13 protein-coding genes are annotated in these 18,208 nt (G+C 51.7%); 7 read left to right on the top strand and 6 right to left on the bottom strand.

The annotated features are described in order from the left end of the window. Positions 1–312: 312 nt before the first annotated feature. The 6 genes from ACYVH9_RS08025 to ACYVH9_RS08000 form a co-directional block, all read right to left on the bottom strand. Positions 313–3,453: an efflux RND transporter permease subunit gene (locus tag ACYVH9_RS08025; protein WP_460635781.1), complete on the bottom strand. Its 3,141-nt coding sequence runs from the start codon at positions 3,451–3,453 to the stop codon at positions 313–315. Positions 3,454–3,538: 85 nt separating this feature from the next. Next, a complete protein-coding gene (locus ACYVH9_RS08020; RefSeq protein WP_460635780.1) occupies positions 3,539–4,627 on the bottom strand; it encodes an efflux RND transporter periplasmic adaptor subunit in 1,089 nt (362 codons plus the stop codon). 1 nt (position 4,628) lies between these two features. Continuing rightward, positions 4,629–5,882, bottom strand: coding sequence for a TolC family protein (locus ACYVH9_RS08015; protein WP_460635779.1), 1,254 nt, complete (start codon positions 5,880–5,882; stop codon positions 4,629–4,631). A gap of 193 nt (positions 5,883–6,075) precedes the next feature. Continuing rightward, positions 6,076–7,443 (bottom strand): sensor histidine kinase, encoded by a 1,368-nt coding sequence (locus ACYVH9_RS08010; protein WP_460635778.1) that lies wholly within the window; start codon positions 7,441–7,443, stop codon positions 6,076–6,078. A 4-nt stretch (positions 7,444–7,447) separates the two neighbouring features. Continuing rightward, positions 7,448–8,134: a response regulator transcription factor gene (locus tag ACYVH9_RS08005; RefSeq protein ID WP_460635777.1), complete on the bottom strand. Its 687-nt coding sequence runs from the start codon at positions 8,132–8,134 to the stop codon at positions 7,448–7,450. 117 nt (positions 8,135–8,251) lie between these two features. Then, entirely contained in the window at positions 8,252–9,211 is a 960-nt protein-coding gene (locus ACYVH9_RS08000; RefSeq protein ID WP_460635776.1) for a sugar phosphate isomerase/epimerase family protein, read from the bottom strand. Positions 9,212–9,344: 133 nt separating this feature from the next. Between ACYVH9_RS08000 and ACYVH9_RS07995 the strand changes: the two genes are divergently transcribed. From ACYVH9_RS07995 to ACYVH9_RS07965, 7 genes are all read left to right on the top strand, one after another. Next, positions 9,345–10,334, top strand: coding sequence for an alpha/beta hydrolase (locus ACYVH9_RS07995; RefSeq protein ID WP_460635775.1), 990 nt, complete (start codon positions 9,345–9,347; stop codon positions 10,332–10,334). A 72-nt stretch (positions 10,335–10,406) separates the two neighbouring features. Further along, positions 10,407–11,732: a PQQ-dependent sugar dehydrogenase gene (locus ACYVH9_RS07990; protein ID WP_460635774.1), complete on the top strand. Its 1,326-nt coding sequence runs from the start codon at positions 10,407–10,409 to the stop codon at positions 11,730–11,732. Positions 11,733–11,845: 113 nt separating this feature from the next. Continuing rightward, a complete protein-coding gene (locus tag ACYVH9_RS07985; protein ID WP_460635773.1) occupies positions 11,846–12,787 on the top strand; it encodes an aldo/keto reductase in 942 nt (313 codons plus the stop codon). A gap of 214 nt (positions 12,788–13,001) precedes the next feature. Beyond that, positions 13,002–13,346, top strand: a complete 345-nt coding sequence (locus ACYVH9_RS07980; protein WP_460635772.1) for a PadR family transcriptional regulator — start codon at positions 13,002–13,004, stop codon at positions 13,344–13,346. A 54-nt stretch (positions 13,347–13,400) separates the two neighbouring features. Then, positions 13,401–16,040, top strand: coding sequence for an ABC transporter permease (locus ACYVH9_RS07975; RefSeq protein ID WP_460635771.1), 2,640 nt, complete (start codon positions 13,401–13,403; stop codon positions 16,038–16,040). Between the two features lie 208 nt (positions 16,041–16,248). After that, positions 16,249–16,977 (top strand): hypothetical protein, encoded by a 729-nt coding sequence (locus tag ACYVH9_RS07970; protein WP_460635770.1) that lies wholly within the window; start codon positions 16,249–16,251, stop codon positions 16,975–16,977. 24 nt (positions 16,978–17,001) lie between these two features. Then, positions 17,002–18,192, top strand: a complete 1,191-nt coding sequence (locus ACYVH9_RS07965; RefSeq protein ID WP_460635769.1) for a S8 family peptidase — start codon at positions 17,002–17,004, stop codon at positions 18,190–18,192. Positions 18,193–18,208 lie beyond the last annotated feature (16 nt).

Genomic DNA, 18,208 nt, shown 5'->3' with positions numbered 1-18,208 from the left:
ATTAGATTTTTCTCCAAAAAAATAGCCGGTCTCTAAGGAGTAACCGGCTATCGAAATCACCTGAAATTAGCAATTTACTCGCCAAAAACCTTCTTTTAGCTAAGCATAAAAGACAAAGAAGCGCGGCAGAATTACAGGATCGCCTTGAAAATCAATCCATTTCAACCGATCTTCCTTTTGTCTCTTACCTTAGCCTGTATCAACCGCATCAGAAAAATCCAGCAGGAGGCTGAATCTGCCTTTGATTTTTCTGATGCAAAGTAGGGCCTGCCAGATTAGAAAACCCTTAGAGCCATCTTAGAAAAAAGTTAATTATACCCGCTCCAAAACCTGCGACTCCCGGCGCCAGGGTCTTATGGAGCTGTCAAACTTCCGGTAAAAGTATCGATACAGGATTGGAAAGATAAATAACGTCAGCAAGGTGGCCGTAATCAATCCACCGATGACCACCACCGCCAACGGCTTTTGCGTTTCGGAACCGATGCCGGTCGATACGGCGGCCGGTAACAGGCCAATAGCCGCCATCAGGGCTGTCATGACAATGGGCCGAATGCGGGTGCGGAGTCCCTGCCGGATCGCTTCGTCGAGAGGTAGCCGATCGGCCCGGTTCTGGTTAAATACAGAAACCAGAATGACCCCATTCTGCACACAAATGCCAAATAGCGCGATGAACCCGACACCCGCCGAAATACCGAAGTTAATACCTGTCACGTGCAGCGCCAGGATACCGCCCATCAACGCAAAAGGCACATTGAGCAGCACCAGCCCCGCGTCTTTGGCATTTCCGAAAGTGATGAACAGAATAATAAAAATAGCCGCCAGACTCAGCGGAACCACCTGGCCAAGCCGCTGGGTTGCCCGGACCTGGTTCTCAAATTCGCCTGTCCAGGTGATTGAATAGCCCTTCGGTAATCGTTTGATTTTTTGCTCCACCTTTCGCTGGGCTTCGGCAATCGTGCTGCCCAGGTCGCGCTCCCGAACCGAGAATTTTACGCCAATAAACCGTTTGTTCAGGTCCCGGTATATAAACGCAGGGCCGGTGGTTTTTCGCAACGTAGCGATCTCACTCAGCGGAATTTTGCTACCGTGCAGGGTGGGCACCATCAGCCGCATAATATCCTCCTCGGTTTTGCGGTAATTCTCAGCGTAACGCAACCGAATGTCAAACCGACGTTCTCCTTCGTACAGAATGGAAGCGGTTTTTCCACCAATGGCCATTTCAATGACGGCCTGCGCGTCGGCAGTCGACACTCCGTAGAGGGCCATTTTCTGGTCATGGAATAAGACACTGATCTCGGGCTGTCCGATGTTCCGCAGAATCCCAACATCCTTGATTCCCGGTACATCTTCAATCGCTTCAATCACTTCGTTGGCCAGGCCATTCAGGGCGTTCAGATCTTCGCCAAAAATCTTGACGGCATTGGAGGCATTCATGCCCGCAACGGCTTCGGCCACATTGTCGATGATCGGCTGTGAATAATTGTAATTTATTCCCTGAAACTGCTTTAGTTTCCCGTCCATTTCTTCAATCAGCCCATCGGTCGTAATCTTCCGCTGCCACTCTTCCTTAGGCTTCAGGTTGACCTGCATCTGTACGTAATAAAAGCCCGAAGGATCTGTACCGTCGTTGGAACGGCCCGTTTGCGACAACACGCCGTTCACTTCCGGAAATTCCATCAGTTTTTTCCGCAATACACGCACCATCTTGGTGGTTTCGCTCAGCGACGAACTCATCGGCAGCTTCGCTTCCACCCACAAAGCCCCTTCGTTCAGTTGCGGCAAAAACTCGGTTCCTAACAACGTTGCCGAGAAAAACGTCAAGCCTAGCAAAACCGTTGCGAGCAGAAAACTCAGCCGCTTGCGCGCGTAACACCACTCAAAACCCGCCGTAACGGCCCGATCAAAAAACCGTACAATGACGTTATTTTTTTCCCGAACGTTTTTCCGCAGCAGAATGGAGCAGAGCACCGGCACCAAGGTGAGCGTAAATAGTAAGGCCCCCATGAGCGCAAAACCGAGCGTCCAGGCCAAAGGCGAAAACATCTTCCCTTCTACCTTCTGAAAGGAAAAGATGGGCAGTAACGCCGTAATAATGATTAGCTTGGAAAAGAAAACCGCTTTGCCTAATTCACCCCCGGTCTTCTTAATCAACCCGAGTTTGGTCATGCGGTTGAAGCGGTCAATCCCTTTTTTGTGAGCCAGGTGATCCAACGTCACAAAAATTCCTTCAACCATCACCACCGCCCCGTCGATGATAATACCGAAATCGACGGCTCCCATCGACAGCAAATTCGCCGACATGCCCCGTAACCGAAGGCACATAAACGCAAACAACAACGCCAGTGGAATGATGATGGACACGATAACCGTCGTGCGCCAGTCGGCCATGAAAATAAAGACGATCACCGTGACCAGAATGATGCCTTCGGTCAGGTTGTGCATCACCGTCCGGGTGCAAAAGGCGATCAGATTATCACGGTCATAAAAGGTGACCATCTTCACATCGGCGGGCAGAACGGAGGTATTCAGCTCTTCTATTTTGTCTTTGACCCGCTTCAGGATTTCGCTCGGATTCTCTCCTTTGCGCATGACCACAATTCCCTCCACCACATCGTCGTTATCGTTCAGTCCCACCTGTCCGACCCGCGGCAAACTTGATTCTACGACTTCGGCCACATTCCGGACCAGAATCGGGTTGTTATTCAATTCCTGGATAATAATGCTTTCAATATCGGTGATGGATGTCAGCAGCCCCACCCCCCGAACGACGTAAGCCTGACCATTGCGCTCAATAACATCGCCCCCGACGTTGATGTTACTTCGCGTGACGGCCTGGTAAACCTCCAAAGGCGTCAGGTCGTATTTGGTTAGTTGCGTTGGATTGACCCGGATTTCGTAAACCTTTTCCTGTCCCCCGAAAGCAACCACATCGGCCACCCCCGGAACACTCCTCAACTGCCGGTCAATGACCCAGTTATGAATCGTTAACAATTCCCGGCTGTCCCGGCTTTTGCTTTCGAGCGTAAAGCGAAAAATCTCCCCGGTTGGTCCATAAGGCGGTTGCACGTCGGGCTCCACGGTTTCGGGCAGCGTTACGGTCCGGAGCTGGTTATTCACCTGCTGGCGGGCAAAAAAGTCGTCAACGTCGTCTTCGAAAATGATTTTGATGACCGATAAGCCGAACATCGTAATCGAACGCACGTTTGTCTTCCGCTGCACCGAATTCATGGCCACTTCAATCGGCATGGTTACAAACCGTTCTACCTCTTCGGCACTCCGGCCATTCCACTCCGTAACGACGATAATCTGCGTGTTGGTCACATCTGGAAAGGCCTCCAGCGGGGTATTGAGGTAGCTGATCACCCCGGCAATGACAAGGCCAATCGTCAGAAAGAAGACAAAAAAACGGTTTCTGAGCGAGAAGCCAACGATGTTTCGAATGAATCGGTTCATGGGATTCAGCGGAGGGTATGAAGCAAAGGCGGAGGTCTATAAGGGCAAAAATCACCCGATTATCTCTCCCTCAACTCCGGGCCTGTTAATCATTTAGCGCATCGTATACCAGCAGCTGATTCTTCGAAATAACCTGCTCTCCCGGCTTCAATCCCGAATCGATGTAAGCAATATCGCCCAGGAATTTATGGACATGCACCTCCCGGGTTTCAATATCCGACCGACTGCGGAAAACCATCACGTAGTATTTCGAATTATCAAAAATGACGGCCTCAGATGGCAATGCTGCCATTTTCTGCCCTTCATCAAACCGTAATGCAACGGTTGCGTGCATTTCAGGTTTCAGTTTCATTCCTTCGTTGCGCAGCCGTACCCGGATGGTCATGGCCTTCGTGCTGGGGTCGAGTACACTAAAGATTTTATCAACATGCCCACTAAACCGCTGATCCGGATAACTCAGCGTTTGCACGCTGGCTGCCATGCCCGCCTTGACCCGGGCAATATCACTTTCGTTGACATTGGCCAGCACCCACACATCACTGATTTGCCCGACAGTAAACAAATTATCGGCATTGTCGGACCGCAGCTGCATGTCCCGGTTCACATTCTTTTCAATGACAAAACCGTCGATTGGCGCCCGCACCGTATAGGTAGAGGCCTTGCCTAGCCCATAAATACGGAAGATTTCCTTGACCCGGTTGAGCTCGGCCTGGGCAGTTTCCACGTCTTTTTTAGCCGTAATCACTTCGCGCTGGGAATTCAGCTTGCTCTCGAAAAGGTCTTCGGCCACGCTCAGGTTTTTCTGCGCCAGCAACAGATCCGACTGGGCCTGAATCATTTGTCGTTCAAAATCAGCCACCTCACCCGATCGGATTACGGCCAGTTGCTGCCCTTTTTTGACGTAGTCACCCAGTTCAACATCCACTTCTTCCACCACGCCACCCACCAGTGGAAAGACTTTGATGACTTTGTTTTCGTCGGCGGCCACCTTGCCCACCAGCGTCAACTCGCTCCGAACCGAAAGCGTAGCCACCGTATCCAGCCGGATGCGATTCATCATCGTATCTGACATCATGAAGGCTTTTTCTTCCTCCACTTCCGACTTCTGATGACAAGCCGCCGTCAGGCCAATTACCCCCAGAAGCAAACCGGTAACGAATGTTTTTTTTCTCATTTTAATTGAACAATTCTTCCCCCACGACATAATTCAGTTCTTCATACGCACTGATGCGATCAGCTTTCAGCCGATTCAATTCCCGGGTGCTTTCGTTGTAGGTTTCAATGAGATCGATGAACTCCAGCAATGAAATGTTACGTTTCTGAAAATTCGTAAACAAGCCTTGGTTCAATTGCTCGAATTGCTCCGAAAACCGTGCTTCAACGGATTGGACGGTTCGCTCCACCTCCTGCACCTTCTGCAAGGCGGCAATCACTTCGTTGCCCACCTGGAGGGCTTTCTGATTCAGCAGCTGCTTCTGGTAGCCAACCTGACTGCGGGCTGCCCTGATGGCCCCCTGATTGCGGTTTAGCAACGGCAGATCCATGCTGGCCGATACCCCAACGTAATTCATGATGTAACTACCCGCCTGATCGTAGGTACCGCCGACCCGCAAATTCGGAACCGCCAGGGCTTTCTGTAGATTGTAGTTCAGTTCGGCCTGGCGGGTCAGCGACTGGCCCGCCAGCACATCGGCCCGGGAGCGCAACGCCCGCTCCCGCAATGAATCCACCGGCTCACTGGGCAACTGGTATCGTCGCAGCCGGGCCTCATCAACAACCGGTAAGATCGGCTGTTCCACCGACAGCAGCGTCCGTAGAACCTGCTGGTTTTCGGCCAACCGGAGCCGAATTTCCAGCCGATCGTTGTTCAATTGAAAAAGCAGCGCTTTCAACCGCAAAAGCTCCCGCAACGACACGTTATTCTTTTCGTATTGCTGCTCGAAAGCCGTTACCGTTCCCTGTAAGGTACTGATCTGGCGATCATATCGGTTCAGGGTTTGTTGCTGAAAGTAAAGGTCAAAAAACCGGCTGCGAAGCTCGAAACGCAGAGAACGCAGCAAATCCGCAAATTCGAATTCGCTCAGGCGGGCCGATTCCTGCGCCAGAGCAATGCGTTTGTTGCGTTTACCGGCTGTATAAAGGAGTTGTTCAACGGAGATGATCTTCTGCCCTTGCCGACCCACATCCAGTGCTCGGTTTCGCTCTGTATTGTAAGCACTTACTTCGACCGAAACCGTCGGATTATCGTACAAACGAGCCTGAATGACCTCCGCCTGTCCAGCTTCAATCCGGAAGCGACCAGCCAGCAAAAGCAAATTATTTTTTATAAAAAGACTATCGGCCTGTCGCCGGCTAAGCCGTAACGAGTCCTGGGCGTGGCCGTATGCTGAAAGCAGCTCAAACAGGCTGAAGACTACTATGAATCGCATCCAAAAGATCGCAAAATCGCGACCACAAGATTCAGGAAAAGAAGTTAGAGGGCCGTTAAAAGTGAATTAGAAAAATCTTAGATACCCGTTAAAAAAAAATTAGAAATTACGGCATTGCTAAACCGTAGGTTGATTTCGGCCAGCCCGGGCTAACGGTTTTGATTACGCCCGTAGTTTCTATATCTACAACTGCCTATAGATGAACCATTTGAATCGTAAACAAACTTCCTTCGTTCGGGCGACTTTCCACGGTAATTTGTCCCTGGTGGAGCTCCATGATTCGCTGGCAAATGGACAGGCCAATTCCAAATCCTTCGTACCCAACAGCATTGGCGGTGCGGTAGAAAGGCTCAAAAATCATTTCGGCTTCTTCCGGTTTGATTCCAATTCCTTCATCCCGCACCTTCACCCAACAGATACGAGAATCGGTTCCGATCCGGACGTAGGCCGTATGGTTGGGCGAGTATTTGCAGGCATTATCCATCAGATTCAACAACACCCGTTTTAGCAATTCTTCGTTGCCCGACACCGTTGTTTCAGTTTCTGACCCAGGCAGGTTATCGTAATCGAATTCAATCCGGTAATCCGGTCGGGCACTCAGCAATTCATCCCTTGCCAGCAGTACTACCTCTTCCATCTGCACGGGCGCCAACGGCATTTGACTAATATTTTCGAGGGTCTTAGCCAGAAACAACAAGCTGTTTGTCAGCGCGATAAGTCGGTCCGTATCCGACAGTAGATTGGTCAGAATATCCTCGTATTCAGCCGTATCCAGACGGCGTCGCAAGCCCAGTTGAATTTCCGACTTGAGAGCCGCCAGCGGGGTTCGCAGTTCGTGGGAAGCGTGCGAAACAAAGCTGCGCTGTTGTTCAAAAGCTTGCTCAAGTCGCCCCAGCACCGCGTTGAAATTGATCGCCAGCTGATCAATTTCATCGCGACGGTCGCCCTCATCCAGGCGTTGCCGGAGGTTGCGGGCCGTAATGGTTGAAATCTGGTTATTGATCTCATCGATGGGCCGCAATGATTGCCCGGCAAAGAAAATGCCCAGGCCAACCGTCAGTCCAATGCCTCCCACCAGCCCCCAGATCAGCGTGATGCGCAGGTTCCGTTGCTTGCTCTTTCCCACCCGGTCATACGCCGACGCCAGAATCACCAGCCGACGTCCCCCTTCTTCGTACGAAATACCCACCAGCTGATTTTCGTCACTCCAGGTTTCCACTTCCTTCTGCTCCCGGACTTCGTGAAGCAAACTACGCTGATAATGAATGATATGATCATCAACGCTGGCGTAAATCAACCGGTTTCGCTCATCGAACACCAGCACTTTTTCGTCATATAAGGCCGTGAGTGTATTCCGATCAATAATTTTGAGCAGGTTCTGGTCGACTTCGTTCACCTGGATCAAAAACCGGGCGGTGGTGCGGGCTTTCTTTTTCAGCCGCTCATAAAAATCATCCCGGCTGTAGGCGGCCGTGGTAAAATAAACGATGAACGAAAATACGAGCAGAATGGAAGCTACGATGAGCGAAAACTGGAGTGCGATCCGATTTCTGATCTTCATGCCATTACTCCGCTTTTAACAGGTACCCCATACCAGCCCGGGTGTGAATCAGTTTGGGTTCAAAATCCCGATCGACCTTTTTGCGTAAATAATTGATATATACCTCCACTACATTGGTTCCCGGGTCAAAATTCAGGCTCCATACCTTTTCGGCCAGATCCATTTTGGAAACCACCCGCCCCCGGTTGCGCACCAGGTATTCGAGCAGCGCAAACTCCCGCGCCGTCAGATCGATCGGTACGCTATCGCGTTTGACCTGCTTGGTCGAAACGTTGATTTCAAGATTGGCGATCCGCAGAATTTCGTCAGCCGCGCTTTTGTCCAGCAAATCCAGCCGCCGGAAGCAGGTGGCAATTCGGGCATTCAGCTCCCGAAAATCGAACGGTTTTACGAGGTAATCATCGGCCCCGCGCTGGAGCCCTTCCACTTTATCCTCAATCTCGCCCAGGGCGGTTAGCATGATGATGGGCAAATGCGGCTTTTCGGCCCGAATATTCCGGCATACTTCGTAACCATTCAGTCCCGGCAGGTTGATGTCCAGAATAACCAGATCAAACGGCTGCCGCAACGCCAGATCGCGGCCGTTGTAACCCTCGTAAGCGATTTCGGTCAGGTACCCTTCTTCCAGCAATCCCCGGCTGATGTTCTGGGCAATCCGGCGGTCATCTTCAACTATCAGAATACTCTTCATACGGTTTTGAATGCGGAGGCTTATCAATAGTAACCAAACAAGAGCCGTACCCGGTTCTCAGTATTTTTATTTCTAAGCGTATTCTAATTCCGGGCCAGGGGTTACGGCGGAAATCGCTCACACCAAACCTGCTTTCTTCAGCATTCCGCGCAGGGTTTGCAAATCGGTTTGCATGGCCTGATACACTTTTTCGCGCGGAATGGTCAACGCGCGCTTGCCCTGATCGGCTCCCCCCAACGGATATTCGAGGTGCAGCGAAATCGGAACCCGGACATTCAACTGCTTCAACAGCGCAAAATAAGCCGGAAAATCGACCATTCCCTGCCCCAGCGGGACACTGACGGCTTTCCATTTCCCGTCTACTTTCTCCCAGACCACGTCTTTTATGGCAATAAAGCGAATGAATGGGTGAATCATCCGTAAACCCGTCGACCAGGACGTACCGCCCTCTACGGTTGCGTGCCGAATATCGTACTGACAACCCAGTCCGGGATTATTAATGTCTTGTAAAACGCCCGCCAAATCCCAGATTGCCGAGCCAAAGTTCGTTCCGGCATGGTTTTGATACGCCCCCGACAGGTTGAGCTGCTGGTTCAACTTAGCCAGTTCACCGAGCTGTTGACGGTACTGTTTTAATAACGCCGGAATAGGGCGATTGGCCGGATAGGGCAGCCAGCCAGTGCGGTAATACCGGATGCCCTGTTTGCTGGCGGTTTCCAACACGGTCCGGCTGACCGGCTCATCGGCCTTCGACACAGCCGTGGTCATCAGCAAGGCGCTTAGCTGGCGGTTTTTAAGGGCTTCTACGGCCCGCGGCAGGTCTTCCCGAACACGGGCCGGTTCAACATGACCGTCGGGCCGAACCGTCAGGTCAACGCCATCAAAACCGAGTTCAGAGGCTGTGGCTGCAAGTTCGGTATAGTTTAAAAAATGAAGGTGTTTGGAAAAAACATGAATGCTGAAAGGTGCAGTATCGGCAGGCGGTTGGGGTTGCGCGATGGCCATGATGGCCGGCCCCGCCAGCCCCGTTGCCAGCAGCCCTTTTAAAAGTTCGCGTCGTTGAAGTAAGGAGTGCATAGAGCATTGGGAATAGAGCCAAGCCGATAAGAAATTTTAGTTGTCGATCTACTTGCTTTCCGACTTCATGAGCTACTAGCAAACTGTTTCCAAAATGGGTATGTTTGTCCGAATTTATCCCGTGTTGATCCGTATGCTTATCCTCCGCCGTGCTGGCCTTGTGTTGCTGGCGTTGTTTGTGTTATTAAATATCATTCTGGCCTTCCATGCCTCCCGTTTTACGTATTTTTTTGATAATCCAGATAAAACACCGTCGAAAAAACCGGAGGAATACACAATGGGTGAAAAACTGAATGCGGCTTTTTTTGGACTGAAACTGAAAAAATCCGTCGTCAGTGATCAGCCCAAAATCCCTTTTGAAACCATTCGGCTGACCAACGAATACAACCAACGGCTCGAAGGATGGTATATCCCGGTTGAGCAGGCCCGTGGCACGGTGATTCTCTGCCACGGTCACGCATCGAGTAAGGCGAAAGTGCTCTGCGAAATGGATTATTTTCACCAGTTGGGTTACAACACGCTGTTGTTTGATTTTCGGGCACACGGCAACAGCGAAGGCAATATTTGCACCATTGGATACCGCGAAACTAACGACCTGAAAGCCGCCTATGATTTTGTGGTTCGGGGTGGAGAAAAAAACATCATTCTCTGGGGCGTTTCGATGGGGGCTGCCACCATTCTAAAAGCCATTCCCGAACACGACCTGAAACCGTCGCGGGTGATTCTGGAATGTCCGTTTGCCACGCTTTACGATGCCGTTCAGGGACGGTTGCGCTCGATGCACATTCCCGCCCATCCGGCGTCGGAACTGCTGCTGTTGTGGGGCGGTATGCAGCGCGGTATAAGCACGTACAAATTCCGCCCGTCGGACTACGCCCGGCAGCTTAGCATGCCAGTGCTGCTTAACTGGGGCACCAAAGATCCGCGGGTTTTGCGGCACGAAACCGACGCCATTTTCGAAAACCTCGGGACGAAACGCAAACAACTGATCGTTTTCGAAAATTCCGGTCACCAATCATACTGCACGCAGGAACCCGAAAAATGGCAAACCGCCGTACGCTCGTTTCTGCAAGTCCAGCCGTCAACCAAAGCCAACCCCGTTGCCGCGTTGTCAGCCCGTTAAAGTTGACGGCTGGCTCAAACAAAGCGGTTCACAGTCAGTTGATACAGGATATCTACACAATTCTGTTCAACAATGAAAAAACCAGTAACACTTTTCACATACACCTTGATTTTGAGCGGGTTTCTTTTGGCTTGTGGCCAGGGCAAGAAGTCGGAGAATACGGAAGAAACCGCCACAACCCAAGAAACCGAAGCCTCCCAGGCACCCGATCTGCCGCCCCCCTCCGAACCCTCCAATCACTACAGCAATGTTGTTGGCTGGGAAGACGGCCAGATGCCCAAAGCGCCCGACGGTTTTGTTGTCACGGAATTCGCCCGCGACCTGGAAAATCCGCGTACCACTTATGTATTGCCCAACGGAGATGTGCTGGTGGTTGAATCGCAAACCGAGCGGAAAGGCGTGGTTAAGAAGGTAGCGGCTACCGTTTCGGGACGCGCCAACTCGGAAGCATCCGGCAAAAGCGCCAATCGCATTACTCTCCTGCGCGATGCCAACAAAGACGGAAAACCCGAGATTCGCGAAACATTCCTGGAAGGGTTGAATCAGCCTTTTGGCGTGTTATTGATTGGCAATACTTTGTACGTAGCCAATACCGATGGCTTGCTGTCGTTTCCCTACCAAACGGGACAAACCAAAATAACCGCCAAAGGCAAACCCATTTTGTCGCTGCCAGCGGGTGGTTATAACAACCACTGGACGCGTAACCTGATCGCCAACGCCGACGGTTCTAAAATCTACATTTCAGTGGGTTCTGGTAGCAATGTGGGCGAAAACGGGATGGAGCATGAGGTTCGCCGGGCCTGTATTCTGGAAGTCAACCCCGACGGAACGGGTGAACGTATCTTTGCCAGCGGTCTCCGCAACCCGGTCGGAATGGACTGGGCTCCCGGTAGCAACACCCTCTGGACGGCCGTCAACGAACGCGACGAGCTGGGCGACGACCTGGTGCCGGATTACATCACGAGTGTAAAAGAAGGAGCGTTTTACGGATGGCCCTATTCGTATTTTGGCCAAACCGAAGATCCCCGCCGGAAAGGCGAGCGCCCCGATCTGGTCCAGAAAGCGGTGGTTCCCGATGTTCCGGTGGGGTCGCATACGGCTTCGCTCGGTCTGGCCTTCTATGATCAAAACGCTTTTCCCGAAAAATACCGGAACGGTGCGTTCATTGGCCAGCGCGGCTCCTGGAACCGATCGGCATTTTCGGGCTATAAAGTAATATTTGTACCGTTTCAAAACGGAAAACCCAGCGGTAAGCCGGAGGACTTTTTGACGGGTTTCATCATTGATGACAAAGATGTACACGGTCGGCCGGTGGGCGTCACGGTTTTGGCCGATGGGGCGCTGCTCGTGGCCGACGATGCGGGGAATCGGCTTTGGCGGGTGAGTGCAAAACAGTAATTTCGTGGGGACAGCTTGGGTAAGTTGTCCCCACTCTTCTATTCCAAGCACCCCTCTCTCGCACTTTATGAACACCGGGTTGAATTCTTTCAGTGATAATAGCTCCAGTTGATATGCAGAACGCCTTCCACCATCGGCAATCCCGGCGCGAAAGCCTCCGATTTTTGACGGCTTCGGCGGCTGTACTGACTTCCGGCGGTGTTTACGGTTTCTCTCATCGGCAAAAAACCGCCATGCTCAACCGTCCGATCCCCTCCAGCCAGGAAAAACTACCCGTTGTTGGTCTTGGTACCTGGCAAACTTTCGATGCTGCCAGTGCTGCCGAACAGGAACCGCTGATGCAGGTGTTGAAAACCGTTCAGCAGGCGGGTGGCAAGCTGATCGATTCATCGCCAATGTATGGCCGATCGGAAGAGGTAGTCGGCAACTTGACGGCTCAATCCGGTTTCCAGAATCAGTTCTTCTATGCAACCAAGGTCTGGACGCGAGGCCGCGAAGCGGGTATCCAGCAAATGGAAGACTCGATGCGAAAAATGAAACGGCAGACAATGGACCTGATGCAGATTCATAATCTTCTCGACTGGAAAACGCATCTGGAAACACTGAAAGCCTGGAAAACCGCCGGCAAAATCCGGTACATCGGCATCACGCACTACACCGATTCGATGCACGATGAGTTAATCGAGATTTTCACCCGGTACCCCATCGATTTTGTTCAGTTCAACTACTCCATCCTATCCCGAAACGCGGAGAAAAAGCTCCTGCCTGCTGCCCGCGACAAGGGCGTTGCTACAATCATCAACCAGCCTTTTGCCGAAGGACGCCTGTTTTCGCTCGTCAAAGGGAAGCCATTACCCGACTGGGCGAAGGAATACGAGATACATAGTTGGGCGCAGTTCTTCCTGAAATTTCTCATTGCACACCCCGCCGTTACCTGCGTTATTCCGGGTACCAGCAACCCCCGCCATGCCGCCGACAACCTGCAGGCGGGTCACGGCCAGCAGCCAGACACGGCTTTGCGCGAAAAAATGGCCGGATTGATTCGCGGTTTGTAAGTTTACGGTAGGCTGACGCTTGTAGTAAATAAAATGCGTCAGCAAACCGAATACCGTAACGTATCCCTCCTGTCCGTGCGTGGACAAAATCTGTACGATAACGGACAACGGCTTTTTCTTTTTTAGCTCTATACCGCTACTACAAGCCTTTTTATGATCTGGCACTCAATTTGTTTTGCAAAATTACAACTAATAAAAAGTTGATTTTAGCATCATGCGCAGATCCTTTCTGGGGGAGTTCGAAGAAATAGTGCTGCTGGTGGTAGCCGCCTGCCCTGTCGAAGCCTACGGCGTGACGATCTGGGAAGACGTTCAGCAGCAAACTGGTCGGTCCATCACCATGAGCGCCGTTCATGCGACCCTGTATCGGCTGGAAGAAAAAGGGTTCCTATCATCGGAAATGGGCGGAGCGACAGCCGAGCGGGGTGGGCGACGCAAACGGTTTTTCGCGCTGACGACAACTGGTGTCCGCGCCCTACACGACATCCAGGAAATCCGCTCCCGGTTGTGGGAAGCCATTCCGCCGGGCAAATTTCAACGCATCGGATTTCAGCCCTAAATTCCAAAAATCGCATCGGTTATCCACCGGCTCAATTTTTCACTTTTCACGCTCATGTCGAAACCCGTCACTCCGCCCCGCTGGGCTGATCGCTTGCTGGAATGGTTTGTAGCTTCTCACCTGCTGGAAGATGTGCAGGGCGATTTGCACGAAGTTTTTCATCAGCAAGTAGAAAAAGCAGGCTTGTCGAAGGCCCGCCGTCATTTCGTCCGGGCGGTTTTTCATTACATCAATCCCTTCTTTCTAAAAAGGAAACCATCAGACTTTCCATCAACCTCTTTGTTGAACCTGAGCATGTTACGCAATTACCTTACCATCGCCTTCCGGACACTGGTCCATAACAAAGCCTACTCCGTTATCAACGTCACTGGCCTTAGCATCGGTTTGGCGGCTGCCATGCTGATCATGCTGTACACCAAAGATGAAGTCAGCTACGACCGGTTCCACGCCAACAACCCGAACATTTACCGAATCACAAGCAAGAAAATAAGTCCCGACGGATCACCCGACCGTTTCAATCCATACACGGGAATTTTCCAGGGTCCCAAGTTCACCGCTGGCGTTCCGGAAATGTTATCCTTCGTCCGTTACAGCGAAAACCGCAGGGATATGAAGCAGGGCCGGGAAATTGTCAGCCAGAAAATTTATCAGGCCGATTCCAACTTTTTTTCGTTGTTCTCCTTTCCGTTGTTGAGCGGTAACCCCAAAACGGCCCTGCAACAACCCACGTCGGTTGTGATATCGGAAGACATGGCGATGAAGAGTTTCGGCAGTACCGACGTGCTGGGGAAAACGCTGTTTTTCAAAGAGAAAGAACGGTTTGAACCGTATACCATTACCGGTGTTGCCCAACGAGTTCCGCAAAATTCATCCATCAAGTTTGAGGTGTTGATACCCAGTCAGGTTTCGAAAGAAGCCTGGAGCAAAAACGACAACTGGTTCAGCGTGTTCCAGAATACATTTGTGTTGCTCAGCCCCGGTGCTAACCTTGCGGCTGTAGAAGCCAAAATGAATCAGATTTACCAGGCCGATGCCCAGGAAAGCATCCGGATGATGGCGGAGAAATTTGACATCAAAACCAAGGAGGTATACAGCCTTCAACCCCTTACGGATATGCACCTAAGCACGAACTTACCCGCAGATAACGGGCTAGTCGAGAGCAGTAATCCAATCTTTTCGTACATTCTATCGGGCATTGTGGGTTTTATCCTGCTAATTGCCTGCATCAACTTTGTGAACCTAACGCTGGCCCGGTCGCTGAAACGTGCGAAAGAAATTGGGGTCCGGAAGGTGGTGGGCGGAGGCCGTTCTCAGCTTGTCATTCAATTCCTGGGCGAATCGTTTGTGCTGTGCACCATTGCCTTTACGCTCGCTTTATTCCTGGTCCAGCTGGTGCTACCGACGTTCAACCAGTTGGCCAACAAAGCACTAACGCTCTCCTACCTTTTTGATTACAAACTGATCCTGAGTTACATCAGCCTTTTTGTACTGACGGGTTTGCTGGCCGGTTTTTACCCCGCGCTGGTGCTCTCCAGTTACAACCCCGTTCAAACGCTCTATAGCCGCTTTAATCTTTCCGGTAAAAATTACCTGCAAAAAGGGCTGGTGGTGGTGCAATTTGCGCTGGCTTCGTTTCTGATTGTGGGTACGCTCACCATCTACGCTCAATTCAATTACCTGACCCAAAAAAATCTGGGCTATGACGATAAAAACCTGGTTGTTTTCGATAAAACGAATTTGAAACGCAACGAAGCCAAACTCCTGAAGGAAGAACTGCTCAAAAACCCGAACATCGTATCCGTTGCCCCCAAAAACCGGGGCTTCTGGGGAACCATCGCCAAGGTCAATAACGGAACGAAACAGCTTTCATTCGCCTACGAAACCGTTGATGAAACGTATCTGCCCATGCTCAAAATTCCAGTCGTTCAAGGCCGAAACTTCTCACCGGCTTTTCCAAGCGATTCCACGAATTCCGTGTTGGTCAACGAAGCGTTCGTGAAGGAAGCGGGCTGGAAAAAACCCATTGGGCAGGTGGTTGATTTTTCGTACGATAGTCCCGAAAAATATACGGTAATTGGCGTGGTGAAGAATTACCATTTTGCCCCCCTGAATCAGGAGATCAAACCGCAGTTGTTTACCATGAAACCCAAAAACGAATACGGGAAGGCCATTATAAAAATCAAACCCACTACCGAAACCGCGAGCCTGCGTCAGATCGAAACAACCTTTAAGCGGCTTTTTCCGCAGAATCCTTATACGTATAAGTTTCTGAACGAGGAAAATCTGAAAAAATACGAGGCTGAAGCCAAGTGGAAACAAATTATGCTGTTTGGCGCGTTGCTGACCATTTTCATCTCCTGCATTGGCCTTTTTGGATTAGCGACGCTCTCGGCCGAACGACGTACCAAAGAAATCGGAATTCGGAAGGTGCTGGGAGCGTCTGTCGCCAGCATTGTGCAATCCCTTTCCGTGGATTTTCTCAAACTGGTTGGGGTCTCGTTCCTCTTCGCCTTTCCTGCCGCTTATTATGCCATTGGTAGGTGGCTTGAAAACTACCCGTACCGCATCGATTTCAGCATCTGGACGTTTACGGTAGCCGCGCTACTGGCGCTTGTCATCGCCTTTTTCACTGTCAGCTTCCAATCCATCCGGGCGGCTCTGCGCAATCCGGTAACAGCCCTGCGGTCTGAATAATCTGAATAAATTCCACGTTTTAGCCAACGGTTAACCCGGCGAAGCTAGCAGAAGTGGCTCCGAACCTGTAAAACGAAAAATGGGCATAGAATTCCGCTATGCCCGCCCCTCACCCCTAAAACTACGCACACCAAAATCAAGTAATAATACGCTGTTACCGAATAAGTTATCTTCCTACTTTTGGTGAATCACTAAACACTTAACGGATATGATACCTTATCGGTTTTTTGCCTGTTTAGTCTGCTGCGTCGTTTTCACTGCCTGCCAATCGACGTACATCCTCCGGTCGGATTTCGAAAGTGATGCCATCAACGCCCTTCCGAACAAAACGTTACCCGGCGACCCTGCCGGAGATGCCATTGCCTATAGCTCACAACTGGAACCCCGACTCAAGGTGGTGGCCTCAGCCACGGCGGGACAAAAAGCCCTGCGGTTTACCCAGGCCGATGCCCCGGGCTTAACTGCCAGCAACCAATGGCTTTCGTTTCAGGGAATCTCGACGAATTTTGCCCAAACAGTTTGGTTTTATTACACGGCCACTCAGGAAAATACCTTCGGTGGTGACATCCTGGTCGACATCACTGATGGCAGTGCCGGGATGATCGCCCGGATGACCATCAAGGCTAACGGCGATGTTACACTGCTCCGCAACCTCACTACTCAGCAGCAGGATTTGATTGGCACCATTCCGGAAGGAATCTCGCACACGGTGGTCTTTACCGTCAACCTAAGCAGCAATACTTACAACGTAACGGTGTTAAAAAGCGCTGGTTCGGCCATCACAGTGACGGATAAAACCGTATTGCTGGGTACGGGTGTTTCCTACGCCAACCCCGCCCGGCCCACCATGAGTCTGCGCTACCAGGACGGAAACTCGGATGCCCGTCGGTACACCATCGAAGCCGTTACGATTTCCCGTAAAAAACCGAACATGTAGCTTTTATTGCCAACCCTTTACTCCATGAAACAGAAACACATCATCCTACGAACGACCCAAACCGCCACCCGCGATCCATTTCTGGGCGCACTTTCGCAAGTCCGCTCCGTGGAATCCGTCGCTGCGGGACTGACCGTTGAAATCGACGAGTTTGACCGGCGACAGGTATCAACCATTACCCGCGACGCTGGTGTTCTGGCCGTGGCTCCGGCCATTCCGATGAAATTGATTGAACCGGTTCAGGTAAAAAACGTGGCAAAACCGTCGGCGGCCACCGTTGCCTGGGGCGTCAAAGCCGTGGGAGCCGACACTTCACCCTTCACTGGTGCTGGCGTTATTGTGGCCGTGCTGGATACGGGAATTGATAACGCTCACCCCGCCTTTGCGGGTGTTCAACTCATTGAACGGGATTTTACGGGCGAAGGCAACGGGGATCCGCACGGCCACGGCACCCACTGCGCCGGCACTATTTTTGGCCGAATTTCCGACAACACCCGGATCGGCGTTGCACCCGGCGTGGAGAAAGCCCTGATTGGTAAGGTGCTCGGCGAAAACGGCGGTGGCTCCAGCGACCAGATTGTCAATGCGATTCAATGGGCGGGACAGAACGGAGCCAATGTCATTTCCATGTCATTGGGCATGGATTTTCCGGGCTTTGTTCTACAACTGATTGATCAGGGTTACCCGGCTGAACTAGCCACTTCCTACGCCCTCGAAGGATACCGGGCCAACGTCCAGCTTTTTGAAAGGCTGGCTGCCCTAATTCGGATTCAGGGATCGTTCGCCCAGGCCACGATCATCATTGCCGCAGCCGGCAATGAGAGCCAACGGAATGTCAACCCAGATTTTGAGATTTCGGTCAGCCCACCCGCCGTATCGGAAGGCATCATCTCCGTTGCTGCGCTGGGTGAAAGCAGCCAGGGCTTAACCGTCGCCCCCTTTTCCAACACCGGGGCCAATATTGCCGGGCCGGGCGTAAAAATAGTGTCGGCCAAACCCGGTGGCGGTTTCGCACAGATGAGCGGAACCAGTATGGCTACTCCGTATGTAGCGGGGGTAGCCGCTTTGTGGGCGGAGAAAATCACGAAAACCGGTCTGTTGACCCCCTTGACCTTAACAGCCCGGCTGATTGGTTCAGGAACGGAAACCGGGCTAAAATCCGGCTTCGATCCGGCCGACGTAGGGACGGGCCTCGTTCGGGCTCCACAGGCCTAAACCCAATATAAATGAA

Source organism: Larkinella harenae, assembly GCF_054780515.1.
Note: the sequence above shows the minus strand (reverse complement) of the source record. Positions and strands in the feature narration are given on the sequence as shown.

Coding starts and splice junctions, on each gene's coding strand:
- ACYVH9_RS08025 (WP_460635781.1), bottom strand. CDS start 3,453: ATGAACCGATTCATTCGAAACATCGTTGGCTTCTCGCTCAGAAACCGT.
- ACYVH9_RS07995 (WP_460635775.1), top strand. CDS start 9,345: ATGCTTATCCTCCGCCGTGCTGGCCTTGTGTTGCTGGCGTTGTTTGTG.
- ACYVH9_RS07990 (WP_460635774.1), top strand. CDS start 10,407: ATGAAAAAACCAGTAACACTTTTCACATACACCTTGATTTTGAGCGGG.
- ACYVH9_RS08020 (WP_460635780.1), bottom strand. CDS start 4,627: ATGAGAAAAAAAACATTCGTTACCGGTTTGCTTCTGGGGGTAATTGGC.
- ACYVH9_RS07980 (WP_460635772.1), top strand. CDS start 13,002: ATGCGCAGATCCTTTCTGGGGGAGTTCGAAGAAATAGTGCTGCTGGTG.
- ACYVH9_RS07970 (WP_460635770.1), top strand. CDS start 16,249: ATGATACCTTATCGGTTTTTTGCCTGTTTAGTCTGCTGCGTCGTTTTC.
- ACYVH9_RS08005 (WP_460635777.1), bottom strand. CDS start 8,134: ATGAAGAGTATTCTGATAGTTGAAGATGACCGCCGGATTGCCCAGAAC.
- ACYVH9_RS07965 (WP_460635769.1), top strand. CDS start 17,002: ATGAAACAGAAACACATCATCCTACGAACGACCCAAACCGCCACCCGC.
- ACYVH9_RS08010 (WP_460635778.1), bottom strand. CDS start 7,443: ATGAAGATCAGAAATCGGATCGCACTCCAGTTTTCGCTCATCGTAGCT.
- ACYVH9_RS08015 (WP_460635779.1), bottom strand. CDS start 5,882: ATGCGATTCATAGTAGTCTTCAGCCTGTTTGAGCTGCTTTCAGCATAC.
- ACYVH9_RS07985 (WP_460635773.1), top strand. CDS start 11,846: ATGCAGAACGCCTTCCACCATCGGCAATCCCGGCGCGAAAGCCTCCGA.
- ACYVH9_RS08000 (WP_460635776.1), bottom strand. CDS start 9,211: ATGCACTCCTTACTTCAACGACGCGAACTTTTAAAAGGGCTGCTGGCA.
- ACYVH9_RS07975 (WP_460635771.1), top strand. CDS start 13,401: ATGTCGAAACCCGTCACTCCGCCCCGCTGGGCTGATCGCTTGCTGGAA.